This window comes from Kaistella faecalis (assembly GCF_019195395.1).
GTDB classification, from domain to species: Bacteria; Bacteroidota; Bacteroidia; order Flavobacteriales; family Weeksellaceae; genus Kaistella; species Kaistella faecalis.
Window position 1 is genome coordinate 1,575,745 of sequence record NZ_CP078067.1, and the last position, 14,847, is coordinate 1,590,591.

The window sequence follows — 14,847 nt, forward strand, 5'->3', positions numbered from 1 at the left end:
AAAAAAAACTTTGCACCGAATGCAAAGTTTAATTTTTTAAAGATCGAAACTTTCTGTCCTGAAATTTATTTTCTGTCTCAGCTTAGAATCGACCGGCGAACCGTTGCAGTTTGCAGGCGTAAATTTGGGATTCATCTTCCTTAATGCGAGTTCAATGTCACGGTAAAGAAGGTTGCTGTTCGGAACTTCGGGTTTTAATTCCAAACGCTGCAGATTTCCGTTTTTACTGATGTTGATGATCAGCTCGAAAGTACCGTTCACTGAATAAAATCCTGTATCCAGATAACCGCGCATATTCGTTAAAAGCGTCTGTTTGAAAGCATTTTCGCCACCCGGAAACTGGGCGTAAACCGCATTTTCGCATTTTAGTCTGTAAAATTCGAGCGGATTATTGATGTCGTAAGAAATCGCCAGTTTGCCTCCTTCTGTAGTGTTTTCTGAAATGTCGTTATCCTCAACAAGGTATTGCGCATTTAAAAACGTACAGGAAAGAATAAACAGTAATGCTAATTTTTTCATTGCTTTAAATTTTGATTAAAGTTACCGCTTTTCTGAAAGAACTTAAAATTTTCAGCCCGCTTTTAATCGCCGTGATCAAAATGGTCTGTAGTGAAATTTATTTTGAGAACATATTTAGATTCTATCGGTACATCATTTTTCTTGGCAGGGATCCATCTGGTTTTAACTCTTTTCATCGCGAACTGCATGTCGTCAATAAACATCTCGCTGTATTTCACCTGTGGATATACCTGTACATTTTTAATCTTTCCGTTCACATCAATGGTGAACATAAATTGAAATAATCCGTTGACTGCATATTTCCGGAGATCGATATATGCGTTGATCATTTCAAAGAGTTCAGCGCGGTAGGCGTCTTCGCCGCCGGGAAACTTCGCTCTTTCGATAAAGGTTATTTTGGGTTGGTTCTCCTCTTCTGCTGTTTGGGAAAAAACGGCTGCGGGAAAAAGAAAGAGTAAAAATAGAAGTTTTCGCATTGCATGAATTTCCATTAAAAATAGAAAAACTTTGCAATTACTTACAAAGTTTTTCCCAAATTCTAAAAGCAGTTTATAAAACCTCGATTTGATTTTTCAGTAAATCTTCGAACTCATCGCGTTTTCTGATCAGGTGAGCTTTACCGTCAAGAAATAAAACTTCTGCAGGCTTCAGTCTGGAGTTGAAGTTGGAGCTCATTTCGAAACCGTAAGCGCCGGCGTTACGGAAAACCAATATATCGCCTTCGCGGACTTCGTTTAGCTTTCTGTCCCATGCAAAAGTATCGGTTTCGCAGATATTACCTACTACGGTGTAAATTCTTTCTGCACCTTTTGGGTTCGAAAGATTTTCGATGATGTGATACGAATCGTAGAACATAGGACGGATCAAATGGTTGAAACCTGAATTTATTCCCGCAAAAACCGTCGCTGTAGTTTGCTTGATGACATTGGTTTTCACGATAAGATGACCGCTTTCGCTTACAAGGTATTTCCCCGGCTCAAACCAGAGTTCGAATTTTTTTCCGGAGTTTTTAGAAAATTCTGCCACTGCTTTTTCCACTTTTTTTCCTAATGCTTTCACATCGGTTTCCATATCGCCTTCCTGATAAGGTACTTTGAAACCGCTTCCCATGTCCAGATATTTCAAATTCGGGAAATGTTCCGCCAGTTCGAACATGATTTCCAGTCCCTGAAGGAAGACATCGGGATCTTTGATTTCACTTCCAGTGTGCATGTGAAGTCCTTCGACATTGATATTGGTGGTTTTCATTACCCTTTCAATATGACGAAGCTGGTGAATTGAAATCCCGAATTTAGAATCGATGTGTCCGGTAGAAATTTTATAATTGCCGCCGGCAAAAATATGCGGATTGATTCTGACGAAAATCGGGTAAGCATCACCATATTTATTCCCGAACTGTTCCAAAATCGAAATATTATCGATATTGATGTGAACTTTCAGCGTCATGGCTTCCTCAATTTCAGCAAGATCTACACAATTCGGCGTGAAAAGAATTTTCTTCGCATCAAAACCTGCTTTTAGACCTAATTTTACTTCATTAATAGAGACGCAGTCTAAACTTCCGCCCAGGTTTTTCACATATTTTAAAATATTAATATTCGAAAGTGCTTTACAAGCATAGAAAAACCGAGTGCTCTTATGGAAAGAAGAGGTTAGTTTTTCGTACTGAATTTTAATAGATTCTGCGTCGTAAACGTAGGTGGGTGTACCGAACTGTTCGGCAATTTTCAATAAATCTTTATTGTTCATTTTTATGGTGATTTTACATTAAAAAAGCAAGCCCAAATAGAGCTTGCTTGAATATTTTACAGATCAAAATTTGCAGCTCCTAAACACCAATATTTTCCTTAGAGAAAAACTTTTTCCCCTTAGAAGCAACCTGTTTTATTGATGTAAATCTGATCATATTTAAATTTCTGTTTTTAAGATTTTTGGCAAAATTAAATGTTTTTATTTAATTGGGCATTATTTTATTTTTCCGGTGTCGGAATTATTTCAAAATCCTCTCTCAGCAAAGCAAGTTTAAAATCATTCTCAAGGTCCGTGGTTTTAGTATCCAGATCGATTTTTATGGCTGCGATTTTTTTCCAGGTGTTGATTTGCGTATGAAGTTCGTAGAAACCATAAGCGGTCACATTGCCCTTTTCAAAAATCATAAAGGATTTTTCACCTAAAGTTCGGCCAGCAGACAACCACATTTCGTTGCGGTTTTTCAGACTTGTGGCTTTCTGCAGCTGATTTACATCAGCATACTTTTCCTGGGTTTTGATGAAACTCACGGCCTTCAGTCCTTGTGTAAAAGAAGTGAATTTTAAAAGTGGAGTATCTTCTTTTTTGGTGGCTATTTTTTCAACTACGTATTTTCCACCCTTATGGTATAACCCGAACGGATGATTTTCCCGCTTGCGCAAACCTTTGGTTTTCATCATAAGTTTTGCCAGAATATTATTTCCAGTAAGTTCATAATGAATTTGCACAACATCTTCCTGTAGCTGTATCCAGCGTTTGGATTTGGAGTTAAACAGCATTTTGGCGAACTTACTCAGGTCTTCTACAAAATCGGAATGTATAATTTTTCCTTCGGCGTTCTGCAAATAAATGATTCCTCTCTCGGAAGGTAAATCCTGCGTGAGTTCCTTGATTTTATTGAAGTACGTTTTCGCATTTAATTCATCATGGTGCTGCTGTATGATTTCTGAATCTTTATCCTTAATCATCAGGAGTTTAAAGAGGTCAAGTGTTGCCCGAGCGTCGCCGGAAGCCCGATGGTGATCTACGAGCGGGATTCCTAATGATTTCACCAGTTTGCCGAGAGAATAACTTTCTGCTTCAGGTATCAGTTTCTTAGCCAGCGGAATAGTGTCTAACGTGTTGATTTTAAATTCATAACCTAATCTTTTGAATTCCTGACGAAGCATCCGGTAATCGAATTCAATATTATGTCCAACCAATGTCGTGTTTTCGGTAATTTCAACGATTCTTCTGGCGATTTCGGGAAATTTCGGTGCAGTTTTCACCATTTTTGGCGAAATTTTGGTGAGTTTCTGCACAAACGGGGTGATTTCGCTTTCAGGATTTACCAAAGAAATAAACTGGTCTACGATTTCGTGACCATCATATCTGTACACTGCAATTTCAATAATGCTTTCTTTTCTGAAACCTGCTCCGTTACTTTCTATATCAATTACTGAATACATTTTGTCTTTTTCTGGCATTAGCTTTTGGAGAATCCTAAGCCGGGTGCAATTTTACCTTTTTCTTCCGCCTAAACCAAACATTCCCAGAACAAATTTTGCGCCTTCGCGTGCAAGGGTTGTCGTAAAGGTTCTTCCTGCGCGGGATTTCATCACAGATTCAAACATGCCTGGTTCTTCTTTCACCGGTCTCGTTTTTTGAGTAGGCGCAGCATTCTGAACTGCCTGTTCCATTCTGCTGGTCAGCATTTCATAAGCCGAATCTTTATCCACACTTTGCTCGTATTTAGCAACCAATGCCGAACGGCTCGTAAGGTCTGCAACTTCAGCATCATTTAGAATATCCATTCTGGATTCCGGCGATATCAGATAGGTGTGCACCAAAGGAGTAGGGATTCCCTTTTCATCGAGCGCGGTAATAAACGCCTCGCCAATACCGAGATTTTGAATAAGTTCATCAGCTTTATAAAACTCAGTGATAGGATAATTATCTACAGCTTTAGAAATTTCTTTCCGGTCTTTAGCAGTAAATCCGCGAAGTGCATGCTGAATTTTCAGACCAAGCTGCGAAAGTACATTCTCGGGAACATCTCCAGGAATTTGGGTAATGAAATATATTCCCACGCCTTTCGACCGGATGAGCTTTACCATCGTTTCAATCTGGTTAAGCAGCGTTTTAGAAGCTTCCTTAAAAATAAGATGAGCCTCATCAATAAACATAACCAGTTTTGGTCTTCCGGAATCGCCTTCTTCGGGGAAATTCATATAAATTTCAGCAAAAAGCGAAAGCATGAATGTCGAGAATAACTGTGGTTTACTTTGAATATTGCCAACTCTCAGGATATTTACGACACCTTTGCCTTCTCTTTGCCGCAAAAGATCTTCAACATCAAAACTCGGTTCACCGAAAAATTGCGCGGCACCCTGCTGTTCGAGTGCAACAATTGATCGCAGAATCGCTCCTAATGAAGCCGGTGCAATAGATCCGTAATTATTCGATAGATCGGCTTTTCCCTGAGGGTTATCGGTAACATACTGCAGAACTTTTTTTAAATCTTCAAGGTCGATAAGCGGTAAACCTTTGTCATCGCAGTATTTGAAAACTATGGAGATAATGCTTTGCTGGGTATCATTCAGTTCCAGAATTTTCGAAAGCAGGATAGGTCCGAATTCTGTTACTGTAGCACGGAGTTTTACGCCTCTTTCCCCGGAAATCGTCATCAGTTCTACCGGAAATGCCTGTGGCTGATAAGGTAGTTTTGTTTTTGCGTAGCGCTCAGCAATGTTTTTATTCTCCTCCCCAGGTTCTGCGATTCCTGAAAAATCGCCTTTAATGTCTAAAACCAGCGATGGAATTCCCTGATGGGAAAGCTGTTCTGCGAAAGCCTGTAACGTTTTTGTCTTACCCGTTCCTGTGGCTCCGGCGATCAGGCCGTGCCTGTTAATGGTTTTCAGAGGAATAGTGACGCTCACATCGGTTACAACCTCACCGTCGAGCATCCCTTTGCCGAGTGTTATAAATTCGCCTTTCGGAGTATATCTTGATGAAAGTTCCTCTATAAATTTAGTTCTGTCTGCCATTTTGAAATCGGGTTTTAAAGGTTAAAGGTAAAAAAATATAAGGATTTTTAATTCGTCAGTGAGTAAAAATAATAGGTTTCGAAGAGCAAATTATTTTAGTTCCTAAAGTTTTATAGTGCTGATACTTCTCATGCCTGGCAACATAGGGCCGAAAAAGTGAAGCTTTTTTAGTAAATTTGTTAATTGTCAAAATTTAAAGTAATGGAAAGGAAGCTCATTATAGACCAACTGATTGCTGAACAGCGTAAGGTGATTCAGAGCCTTCAACGGTCTGTTCATCAGTATGAAACCGCATCCGATTTGGACGAAGAAAGCACCCACGATCCGGAAGATTTTTCTCACCAGACCGAAGCTAAGGATATGCAACTCCGTTTTGAAAAAATGTTGGCTGGAGCTGAAGAAATCTTAAAGTTCCTGGCTAGCGAAGAGAACTCCAGCCACAGCATTATTGAAAGAGGCAGCATCATCGAAACTGATCAATCTTTCTTCTTTGTAGGAATTTCCGTTCCGGTGTTTACTATTGAGGGTAAAGAAGTGATTTCACTTTCTGAAAAAACTCCCGTTTTTACAGAACTTAAAGGAAAAGCGGTAGGAGACCGTTTCAAAGTAGGTAGCAGCAATCATATCATTAAAGCTATTGCGTAGTATCGATTAGTAACAATGGTTACTTTGATGTTGCGTTTAAAGAATTAGTTTTGCCAAAAAGTAGCAGATGGAATTTTTAGGATATTTTTCGGCAATAGTAATAGGTCTGGTAATGGGCCTCATTGGTGGTGGCGGCAGCATTCTAAGCGTGCCGATTTTTGTATATGTTTTTGGTTTTGATGCAGTGACTGCTACAGCACTTTCTCTTTTTGTAGTAGGAACTACAAGTTTGGTAGGTTCCGTAGGATTTATCAGGCAGAAACAGATTGATTTTAAAACGGCTTTTACCTTCGGACTTCCCTCCATTTTAGGGGTCTTGTTTTCCAGGAGACTTATATTACCTCATTTACCGGAATATATCATCAACCGATGGGGCATTACCCTCACGAAAGATATGTTTCTTCTGCTGCTGTTTGCTGTTTTGATGTTGATTGCTTCCTTTAAAATGATCCGTAAAAATGAAAGACCCAGACTACAGAATTTCGAAGATACCAACTATACGATATTGATCTCGCAGGGATTACTTGTGGGAATTATAACCGGTTTAATCGGAGCGGGCGGCGGATTTTTAATTGTTCCTGCTCTGGTCATGCTTTTAGGCGTGAATATGAAGAAGGCGGTGGCAACCTCGCTTTTTATCATTTCAATGAACTCTATTTTGGGCTTTGTAAGCACAATGGAAATGGTAAGTCATGACTGGGGTTTTCTGCTTATTTTCAGTGGTTTATCGGTTCTGGGGATATTTATAGGGATCGCAGTTTCAAAGAAAATGGATGGCCGCAAACTCAAACCTCTCTTTGGATGGGTGGTCTTGGGAATGGGCATATTTATAATTATTAAAGAAATATTTTTAAAGCAACAATTTTAATATGAAAAGAGTAATTTTATTGAGCACTATGGTGCTTTTTCTGGCTTCATGTACAAAGACAGAGACGGGCGCAGCCCAAACTTCAAACACCGAATCATCTGAAATCGCATTAGTACAGGAGCCGCTGAAACTGAAGAATCTTAAAGGCGAAGAGATCTCCGTAATCTATTTTTCTGAAGGCGATGTTGTCGCAGTGAAAATTCAGAAAGCAGGTGCAGATGAGCAGAAACTGTCTGCCAAAACCGTAAACCCGAGTGGGAATCCTGTATTTACGAACGAAAGTTATATGTGGGAAATCACCCAGGACGGACGGGCCGGAAAACTATCTGATAAAGACGGTAACGTAACCGAGTATAACTAATCAAGTGTCATTATCGATTCTTTCAATGTCCATTTGTATGGTGATGCATTCAAATAACCGAAATTTGCAGGTATAAAAATTAAAACAATGAAGATAGAACAAATATATACAGGTTGTCTGGCGCATGGAGCTTACTACATCGTTTCAGAAAACGAAGCCGCTATTATAGATCCTTTGCGCGAAACATTGCCTTACATAGAAAGACTTCAAAAAGATGGCGTGACTCTCAAATATATTTTTGAAACACACTTTCATGCAGATTTTGTTTCGGGGCATTTGGATCTTTCGAAGAAAACGGGAGCTTCAATTGTTTACGGACCCACAGCAGAACCCGATTTCGAGGCAATTATTGCAGAAGATAATCAGCTTTTTGAAGTTGGGAAGATAAAAATTAAAGTGCTGCACACGCCAGGTCACACCATGGAAAGTTCCACTTTTCTGCTGATCGATGAAAGCGGAAAGGAGACTGCGATTTTCTCTGGCGATACCCTGTTTTTAGGAGATGTTGGCCGGCCTGATCTTGCGCAGAAAGCAGCGCACATGACTCAGGAAGAGCTGGCGGGACTTCTCTATGACAGCCTGCAGAGTAAAATTATGCCACTTGCAGATGATATTACCGTTTATCCTGCACACGGCGCAGGTTCCGCATGCGGGAAAAATATGCAGAAAGAAACCGTGGATACTTTAGGGAACCAGAAAAAAACCAACTACGCACTTAAACAACCGGACAAGGAATCCTTTGTGAGAGAAGTTTTGGACGGACTTTCTGCACCGCCCCAATATTTTGGAATGAATGTCGCCATGAACAAAGGCGGATATGAAAGTTTTGAAAACGTGTTGCAGAAAGGTAAAAATCCCCTTAGCCCCTCGCAATTTGAAGCTACTGCTGAAGATTCCGGAGCGTTGATTCTTGACACGCGTTCAGCGGCAGAATTTCACAAAGGATTTATTCCAAACTCCATCAATATTGGTCTGAAAGGTGATTTCGCACCTTGGGTAGGCGCGATGATTGTTGATGTGAAGCAACCTATTTTATTGATTTGTGATGATGGAACTGAAGAAGAAGTTATTACAAGACTTTCACGAGTTGGATTCGACCATGTTTTGGGATTTTTAGAAGGCGGCTTTGATTCATGGAAGAATTCAGGGAAAGAAACGGATACGATTCACCGGATTTCGCCGGAAGAGTTTGCAGAAAAATTCGCTGCAGATTCAAAGGTTGTCGATGTTCGAAAAGAGAGTGAATATGAAGCTGAACATGTAAATGATGCCTTCCGCAGACCGCTCGCCGAAATCAACAGCTGGGCAGGAATGCTTGATAATGATGAACATTTCTTTATTCACTGTGCCGGCGGATACCGAAGTATGATTGCAGCCAGCATCCTGAATGCCCGCGGAATCAGGAATTTTTCTGAAATCGAAGGCGGTTTTAATAAAATTAAAGAAACGGATGTGCCTAAAAGCAATTTTGTGTGTCAAAGTAAAACCCTGTAACAATGAAAAATCTGCAATTACTTTTTGCAGCTGCAATGATGCTGCTTTCCTGTACTCCAGCAAAACCGGCACTGACCATTCCCTGTGTAAGCATTAAAGAAATTGTAAAAAATTCTGAAACTACACTGGTTGATGTTCGGGTTCCGGAACAGTTTGCAGAAAAGACAGCGGAAAATGGGGTAAATATTCCGTTGGCAACGATGCAGGACAGTATCGGTTTCTTCAAAAAGCAGAAAAATATTGTTGTTTTCTGCAATACCGGAAAACAGGCATCCGAGGCGATGGATCTTCTGAAGAAAAACGGTGTTGAAAATGTTTATTATGGCAAAACATTAAAAAATGTTGAAGCGATACAGAAGGAAAAAGTACAAGAGTGATTCACATTATATCTGAGATGAAAAAATTAGATCTTAATGAAAACTATTATTATTTGCTGTGCAAGCGGAATGCTTCGGCAAAGGTTATCCTGCAGGAAAACGGTTTCGAGGTTTATAATGGGGGCGCATGGACTGAGTGCAGAAAAAACTTAAGTAACAGCTTTAAACACCGCTCACCTAAAAGTTCATTTTAACGATAAATCCTAAAACTTATGTCACAAAAATTCCAGGAACTCATCAATTCCGAAAGACCTGTTCTTATCGATTTCTTTGCAATCTGGTGCGGGCCATGCAAGGTACAGTCATCAGTCCTTACCACCGTCAAAGAAAATATTGGCGAGCTGGCAAGAATTGTAAAGATAGATGTTGATGAATATCCTGCAATCGCTGCTGAATACGGAGTGAGAGGTGTTCCGACTTTGGCAGTTTTTAAAAATGGAAATCTACTTTACAAACAGAGCGGAGTACATGATGTAAATACTTTAACCAATCTTCTTCAAGATATTGCAGAAAATTAGATTACTTAATTTCAAAGGAATCGCGGTCGCCTAAAAACTGAAATTTTTCGCGGTACTTTTCAAGATTTTCATGATCCAAAACTGCAGTTACCATATTCGCCTTTACTTCTGAGATAACACTTCCGTCAGCAAAAAAACATGACGAACTTTCCGGATAGTTCAGGTTATTGCCATCCGTGCCAATCCGGTTAAGACCAAAAACATAACTCTGATTTTCGATCGCTCTTGCCTTTAACAAAGTATTCCATGCATCAATTCTTGTTTCCGGCCAGTTTGCAACATAGATGATGGCATCGTAATCGTCATTATTTCTTGAGAAGACGGGAAACCTGAGATCATAGCAAACCTGAAGCAAAATTCGCCAATCTTTATATTCTACAATAACTCTTTCTTTCCCGCGGGAATAGGTTTTATCTTCCCCAGAATAAGAGAACAGATGTCTTTTGTCGTAATAATTATAGCTTCCATCGGGTTTTACGAAGTAAAAACGGTTAACAAATCTTTTATTTTCCAGAACAGAAGCACTTCCGCACACTGCGGTGTTGGTTTTATTGGAAAAATATCTCATCCAGTTCAAGGTTTCACCATTTCGATCTGCTACCTCTTCAGCATTCATATAAAATCCGGTGGAGAACATTTCAGGCAAAATAAACAGATCTGTCACAACCTCGGACAGCTGATTTTCTAAGGCTTCGAAATTTTCTGTTTTATTTTTCCAACAGATATCGAAATTTAAACCGGTGATTTTTAAATTATTTCTCATAAATCTTCATAAAAAACGTGATTAAATATAGAAAATGTCATCGCCTCTTCCGACATGTTTTTTTCCTTTGGTCTCATTTTTGATTATTCAAAATTATAACATTAAAACTATAAATTATAACATTATGAAAAAGTTACTATTAGTATGCTCAATGTTCTTTTTAGGACAAATGGCATTTGCACAGGCTTGGAACGGCAAAGGAGATCAAAAACTTCAGGTAGGTTTTAACGGTTGGGGATACGGAAATGGTATTACTGCAACTTATGATTATGGATTAGGCAGTATCGTATCATTAGGTGCGGGTGCAAACTTCTATTTTGATGGGTATAAGGACGATAACAAAGATAATAATGTTTTCTTATTCGGTAGATTAGGATTTCATTTACAGGAACCATTAGGATTACCTGAAAAATGGGACATCTATCCGGGAATTAACTTAGGAATATTAGGTAAAGATTTCGGATTCGGCGCTCATTTGGGAGTTAGATATTTCTTCAACAACAATGTTGGTATCTATGGTGAATTTGGTAACAATGGTAGCTTAGGGGTATCATTCAATTTCTAGAAAAACTCACTTTTCATATATATAAAGAGGTTCTCATTTTGAGGACCTTTTTTATTTGGCATGCTTTTGATAATTCGTATCTTCGCAAATCTTATAAAATTTTAATTAAAATCAATGACATTAATACAGTTATTTCAATTCATACTCAGTATTTCGATCTTAGTAGTCCTGCATGAATTAGGGCATTTCCTCCCCGCTAAATATTTCAAAACCAAAGTTGAGAAATTCTATCTCTTCTTTGATCCATGGTTTTCTCTCGCAAAAATAAACTTCCGCGGTACCGAATATGGTATCGGCTGGCTTCCTTTTGGCGGATATGTGAAGATTGCCGGAATGGTAGACGAAAGTATGGATACCGAGCAACTGAAAAAACCGGCAGAACCGTGGGAATTCCGAAGCAAACCAGCTTGGCAGCGTTTAATCATTATGATGGGTGGTGTTACGGTAAACTTCTTTTTAGCATGGTTAATTTACTCAAGTTTAAGCTATTTTAAAGGTGAAACGTATCACGATAACTCCAAATTCGAAAATGGAATTGCCGTGTCGGACGCCGGTAAGAAAATGGGTCTTGAGACAGGAGATAAAATCTTAAGAATCGACGGAAAACATGCCGAGCGTATGGAAACGTCAACCGTAAATATGCTTTTTGCAGATGAGGTTACTGTTTTGAGAGATGGTAAAGAGATAACCTTCCCTATAAATGAACAGGGAGTTGCTGAGGTTTTATCACAGAATGAAGCCAAAGCTTATTTCACTCCCCGCTTTCCTGTTGTAATCGGCAGTCTGGAGCCAAACGGCGGTGCGAAAGCAGCGGGACTTGTGAAAGGTGACAGAATTGTTGGTATCAACGGAAAACCTTTACCTTATTTCGACGAACTTGGAACTGAACTGGCAAAATTCAAAAACCAGAACGTTGTTTTGGATATTGAAAGAAATAAAACTGTTCAGCAAATTAATGTTAAAGTTAATGCACAGGGTAAATTAGGTTTTGGTACCGATGTAAATGTAGCGCAGGCCGCATTGGAAAAAGCCAGAATTACAAAGAAATATACTGTACTTGAAGCAATACCTAGAGGTTTAACAAGAACGATTGATGTGCTTACGATGCAAATCAAACAGTTCAAAATTGTTTTCAATACCACTACTGAAGGTTATAAAAAAGTTTCAGGACCTATCGGAATTATCAAACAAATGCCGGAAACTATTAATTGGGAATTTTTCTGGAGTTTCACCGCAATGTTCTCCGTGTGGCTTGCATTCCTTAATTTGATCCCGATTCCGGGGTTAGATGGCGGCCATGTCGTGTTTACACTATGGGAAATGATCACCGGAAAACCTGTTCCGCAGAAAGTTTTAGAAAATGCCCAGATGATTGGTGTAATTTTCTTACTTGGATTGATGGTCTTAATCTTTGGAAACGACATAGTTAAGTGGATTACAGGGAAATTTTGATAAAAACTTTGCAAAAATATTTTGCAAGAATTAAAAAAGTTTCTATATTTGCACACGCTTAAAGCAAAGAGCAACACTCCTCTTTAGCTCAGTTGGTTAGAGCATCTGACTGTTAATCAGAGGGTCGCTGGTTCGAGCCCAGCAAGAGGAGCAAACCATCACAGAAATGTGATGGTTTTTTTGTTTTTAAAGGGTGTAAAATCAAGATCAAAACGGAGCATGATCAGGATCAGTATCAAAACTTGTGTTTAAGCAAAAATGTTTTGTAATCTGAATAGAAAAAAAGACCGATCTCTTACGCCTCTAAAGTTGCTTCTGAATTTTTTTATTTTTGCGTTGAAAGATTCTGTCCCAGAGATTCTGTCCCAGTTTAGGCTTTTGTGCGAATCCATTAAGGAACTCAGCAGACCCTGCCAGCATTGCCTCATTTTCATTGCCAGACACTAATGGAGTTGAAGTAACGTCATCATAAAGGCTGAAGTACTCCCTACCCCAATCCTCTCCCAATCCTAAGTATGGATAATGTATGAAGAGTGTATTAAAAGAATCAGTCCTGAAGTTTTGTAATTGGTCCTCAATATTTATTCGGCGGTCCTCTTATACATTCGTAAAAATTATCATTTCGCCACAGCCTACTAAAAAACCCATCATTTTGATGGGTTAATTTTATTCAAACTGCATTGTTAATGGCATTGCAAATATTGATTGTATTGGAACTCCGTTCAGTTCAGCTGGTTTCCATTTTCCTTTATTCATCGTTTTATACAGCGTTATAATGGTCAGCAAATTAAATTCCCTGTTGCTGCCCTCCGCAGTTACATTGCTTACATTTCCTTTTTCGTCAACCAGAAATCTTGCCACTGTCCGTAAGGTCCCCTCAGTATCAGTAATGGCCGAACTATCAAAATCCTGCGAAATCAACTTTCGGAATCCGGTAATGCCCGTTTCGTATTCGGCGAATTTTGTAAAATCCTTCTTGAGATCTTCAGAATTGACTTGTGGATCGTCCTTCTGAATATGTTTTATAGCTGCCTCATAACCATCGAGTCTCTCAGTATTAATCTTTTCCTCTTCCAGTTTTCTTTCCTCGTTGCGAACCTTTTTATACTTGTTATAAATTTCCTTATTCTTACTGCTGTAAATTCTGTCTATTTCTACAATTTTTGAAAGTTGAGCGTTATAAAGAGAAAACATTAGAAGCCCCAATAAAATTATTGACTTTTTCATCTTATATTTTCTTCACTGCTCGCGCGATATTAATAATCACTTTCACTGCTTTTTCCATCGATTCTAAAGCTACGTATTCGTAAGGTCCGTGGAAGTTGATTCCCCCGGCGAAAATGTTCGGGCAAGGCAATCCCATGTAAGAAAGCTGTGCACCGTCTGTACCACCACGTATGGCTTTAATTTTAGGCTCTATATTGGCGTCTTTCATTGCCTGTTCTGCAATGTCGATAATATGCATTTTTCCTTCGAACTGCTGCTTCATGTTGCGGTATTGTTCTTTGATCTCAATTTCTGCAGTGCCTTCGCCGAATTTTTTGTTGAATTCCGCAACTTTTTCTGTGATAAACTCTTTTCTTGCTTCAAATTTCTCAGCGTCGTGATCACGGATGATGTACTGGATTTTCGCTTCAGAAACATCAGATTTAAGATCTGTCAGGTGATAAAATCCTTCAAAGCCTTTTGTTGTGGAAGGTGTTTCGTTTTCCGGAAGCATTTTAATGAATTCTGCTGCCAAAAGCGATGCATTTACCATTTTACTGAAAGCATAACCCGGGTGAACACTTAAACCGTGAATTTTAACCACCGCGCCTGCAGCGTTAAAGTTTTCGTACTCCAGTTCACCGACTTCGCCGCCATCCATCGTGTAAGCCCATTCTGCACCAAATTTAACGACATCAAATTTATGAGCACCTCTGCCAATTTCTTCATCAGGTGTAAATCCAATTGCGATTTTACCGTGTTTAATATCTGGATGGGCCAAAAGATATTCTGCAGCGGTTACAATCTCCGCAATTCCTGCTTTGTCATCAGCGCCAAGAAGCGTGGTTCCATCTGTTGTAATCAAGGTTTTACCCACATAATCTTTAAGACTTTCAAATTTAGAAGGCGAAAGTATGAACCCTGTTTCTCTATTGAGAAGCAAATCTTTCCCGTCATAATCGTCCCAGATCTGAGGTTTTACATTTTCACCGTTAAAATCGGGCGATGTATCATAATGAGAAATAAATCCCACAACAGGTTCATCATCATTTTCCAGATTAGATGGAACGTACGCATAAATATATCCGTTCTCATCCAGAGAAACATCGCTTAAACCCAGGGTTTTCAGTTCTTCAAAAATATAATTGGCAATGTTCCACTGTCTTTCAGTTGACGGTGTTGCTTCACTTTCCGGATCGCTTGTTGAAAATATTTTTACGTAATTAATAAAGCGGTTTTGCAGCTTCAGTTTCCACTCGAGGTTGAATTCTATGGTCGTCATTTTTAATATAATTTGATTTAAA

At 39.1% G+C, this 14,847-nt stretch carries 16 protein-coding genes and 1 tRNA gene; 9 read left to right on the top strand and 8 right to left on the bottom strand.

Annotated features, from left to right (window positions below; genetic code table 11):
- Positions 1–36: 36 nt before the first annotated feature.
- From KTV93_RS07505 to KTV93_RS07525, 5 genes are all read right to left on the bottom strand, one after another.
- Positions 37–519, bottom strand: a complete 483-nt coding sequence (locus tag KTV93_RS07505; protein WP_218248338.1) for a hypothetical protein — start codon at positions 517–519, stop codon at positions 37–39.
- A gap of 62 nt (positions 520–581) precedes the next feature.
- Positions 582–995, bottom strand: coding sequence for an energy transducer TonB (locus KTV93_RS07510; protein WP_218248339.1), 414 nt, complete (start codon positions 993–995; stop codon positions 582–584).
- A 73-nt stretch (positions 996–1,068) separates the two neighbouring features.
- Entirely contained in the window at positions 1,069–2,268 is a 1,200-nt protein-coding gene (lysA, locus tag KTV93_RS07515) for a diaminopimelate decarboxylase (RefSeq protein WP_218248340.1), read from the bottom strand.
- A 221-nt stretch (positions 2,269–2,489) separates the two neighbouring features.
- The gene (locus KTV93_RS07520) at positions 2,490–3,716 is read right to left on the bottom strand and encodes a 3'-5' exonuclease (protein WP_218248341.1); all 1,227 of its coding nucleotides are present in this window, start codon (positions 3,714–3,716) and stop codon (positions 2,490–2,492) included.
- 51 nt (positions 3,717–3,767) lie between these two features.
- Complete coding sequence (locus KTV93_RS07525) at positions 3,768–5,294, bottom strand: helicase HerA-like domain-containing protein (protein WP_218248342.1); 1,527 nt, start codon at positions 5,292–5,294, stop codon at positions 3,768–3,770.
- A gap of 201 nt (positions 5,295–5,495) precedes the next feature.
- Between KTV93_RS07525 and KTV93_RS07530 the strand changes: the two genes are divergently transcribed.
- The 6 genes from KTV93_RS07530 (at position 5,496) to KTV93_RS07555 (ending at position 9,557) form a co-directional block, all read left to right on the top strand.
- Positions 5,496–5,939 (top strand): hypothetical protein, encoded by a 444-nt coding sequence (locus KTV93_RS07530; RefSeq protein ID WP_218248343.1) that lies wholly within the window; start codon positions 5,496–5,498, stop codon positions 5,937–5,939.
- A gap of 67 nt (positions 5,940–6,006) precedes the next feature.
- Positions 6,007–6,807, top strand: a complete 801-nt coding sequence (locus tag KTV93_RS07535) for a sulfite exporter TauE/SafE family protein (protein ID WP_218248344.1) — start codon at positions 6,007–6,009, stop codon at positions 6,805–6,807.
- Position 6,808: 1 nt separating this feature from the next.
- Positions 6,809–7,168, top strand: coding sequence for a hypothetical protein (locus KTV93_RS07540; protein WP_218248345.1), 360 nt, complete (start codon positions 6,809–6,811; stop codon positions 7,166–7,168).
- Positions 7,169–7,255: 87 nt separating this feature from the next.
- Entirely contained in the window at positions 7,256–8,662 is a 1,407-nt protein-coding gene (locus KTV93_RS07545; protein WP_218248346.1) for an MBL fold metallo-hydrolase, read from the top strand.
- 2 nt (positions 8,663–8,664) lie between these two features.
- On the top strand, positions 8,665–9,039 hold the full coding sequence (locus KTV93_RS07550; RefSeq protein ID WP_218248347.1) for a rhodanese-like domain-containing protein: 375 nt from the start codon (positions 8,665–8,667) through the stop codon (positions 9,037–9,039).
- Positions 9,040–9,251: 212 nt separating this feature from the next.
- Positions 9,252–9,557, top strand: a complete 306-nt coding sequence (locus KTV93_RS07555; protein WP_218248348.1) for a thioredoxin family protein — start codon at positions 9,252–9,254, stop codon at positions 9,555–9,557.
- 1 nt (position 9,558) lies between these two features.
- Here KTV93_RS07555 and KTV93_RS07560 read toward each other — a convergent pair whose 3' ends face one another.
- Positions 9,559–10,320, bottom strand: coding sequence for an amidohydrolase (locus KTV93_RS07560; RefSeq protein WP_218248349.1), 762 nt, complete (start codon positions 10,318–10,320; stop codon positions 9,559–9,561).
- A 151-nt stretch (positions 10,321–10,471) separates the two neighbouring features.
- On the opposite strand from KTV93_RS07560, the gene KTV93_RS07565 reads away from it, so the two are divergent.
- The 3 genes from KTV93_RS07565 (at position 10,472) to KTV93_RS07575 (ending at position 12,488) form a co-directional block, all read left to right on the top strand.
- On the top strand, positions 10,472–10,885 hold the full coding sequence (locus tag KTV93_RS07565; protein WP_230259133.1) for a DUF6646 family protein: 414 nt from the start codon (positions 10,472–10,474) through the stop codon (positions 10,883–10,885).
- A 114-nt stretch (positions 10,886–10,999) separates the two neighbouring features.
- Positions 11,000–12,337 (top strand): RIP metalloprotease RseP, encoded by a 1,338-nt coding sequence (gene rseP, locus KTV93_RS07570; protein ID WP_218248351.1) that lies wholly within the window; start codon positions 11,000–11,002, stop codon positions 12,335–12,337.
- 77 nt (positions 12,338–12,414) lie between these two features.
- Positions 12,415–12,488 (top strand) — tRNA-Asn (locus tag KTV93_RS07575).
- 515 nt (positions 12,489–13,003) lie between these two features.
- Here KTV93_RS07575 and KTV93_RS07580 read toward each other — a convergent pair.
- Positions 13,004–13,564 (bottom strand): energy transducer TonB, encoded by a 561-nt coding sequence (locus KTV93_RS07580; RefSeq protein ID WP_218248352.1) that lies wholly within the window; start codon positions 13,562–13,564, stop codon positions 13,004–13,006.
- Position 13,565: 1 nt separating this feature from the next.
- The gene (gene pepT, locus KTV93_RS07585; RefSeq protein WP_218248353.1) at positions 13,566–14,825 is read right to left on the bottom strand and encodes a peptidase T; all 1,260 of its coding nucleotides are present in this window, start codon (positions 14,823–14,825) and stop codon (positions 13,566–13,568) included.
- Positions 14,826–14,847 lie beyond the last annotated feature (22 nt).

Excerpts from the sequence above, each read along its gene's own strand:
- KTV93_RS07520 (WP_218248341.1), bottom strand. The coding sequence starts at position 3,716 with ATGTATTCAGTAATTGATATAGAAAGTAACGGAGCAGGTTTCAGAAAA.
- lysA (WP_218248340.1), bottom strand. The coding sequence starts at position 2,268 with ATGAACAATAAAGATTTATTGAAAATTGCCGAACAGTTCGGTACACCC.
- KTV93_RS07530 (WP_218248343.1), top strand. The coding sequence starts at position 5,496 with ATGGAAAGGAAGCTCATTATAGACCAACTGATTGCTGAACAGCGTAAG.
- rseP (WP_218248351.1), top strand. The coding sequence starts at position 11,000 with ATGACATTAATACAGTTATTTCAATTCATACTCAGTATTTCGATCTTA.
- KTV93_RS07560 (WP_218248349.1), bottom strand. The coding sequence starts at position 10,320 with ATGAGAAATAATTTAAAAATCACCGGTTTAAATTTCGATATCTGTTGG.
- KTV93_RS07510 (WP_218248339.1), bottom strand. The coding sequence starts at position 995 with ATGCGAAAACTTCTATTTTTACTCTTTCTTTTTCCCGCAGCCGTTTTT.
- KTV93_RS07550 (WP_218248347.1), top strand. The coding sequence starts at position 8,665 with ATGAAAAATCTGCAATTACTTTTTGCAGCTGCAATGATGCTGCTTTCC.
- KTV93_RS07535 (WP_218248344.1), top strand. The coding sequence starts at position 6,007 with ATGGAATTTTTAGGATATTTTTCGGCAATAGTAATAGGTCTGGTAATG.
- KTV93_RS07580 (WP_218248352.1), bottom strand. The coding sequence starts at position 13,564 with ATGAAAAAGTCAATAATTTTATTGGGGCTTCTAATGTTTTCTCTTTAT.
- KTV93_RS07505 (WP_218248338.1), bottom strand. The coding sequence starts at position 519 with ATGAAAAAATTAGCATTACTGTTTATTCTTTCCTGTACGTTTTTAAAT.
- pepT (WP_218248353.1), bottom strand. The coding sequence starts at position 14,825 with ATGACGACCATAGAATTCAACCTCGAGTGGAAACTGAAGCTGCAAAAC.
- KTV93_RS07540 (WP_218248345.1), top strand. The coding sequence starts at position 6,809 with ATGAAAAGAGTAATTTTATTGAGCACTATGGTGCTTTTTCTGGCTTCA.
- KTV93_RS07565 (WP_230259133.1), top strand. The coding sequence starts at position 10,472 with ATGTTCTTTTTAGGACAAATGGCATTTGCACAGGCTTGGAACGGCAAA.
- KTV93_RS07555 (WP_218248348.1), top strand. The coding sequence starts at position 9,252 with ATGTCACAAAAATTCCAGGAACTCATCAATTCCGAAAGACCTGTTCTT.
- KTV93_RS07525 (WP_218248342.1), bottom strand. The coding sequence starts at position 5,294 with ATGGCAGACAGAACTAAATTTATAGAGGAACTTTCATCAAGATATACT.
- KTV93_RS07545 (WP_218248346.1), top strand. The coding sequence starts at position 7,256 with ATGAAGATAGAACAAATATATACAGGTTGTCTGGCGCATGGAGCTTAC.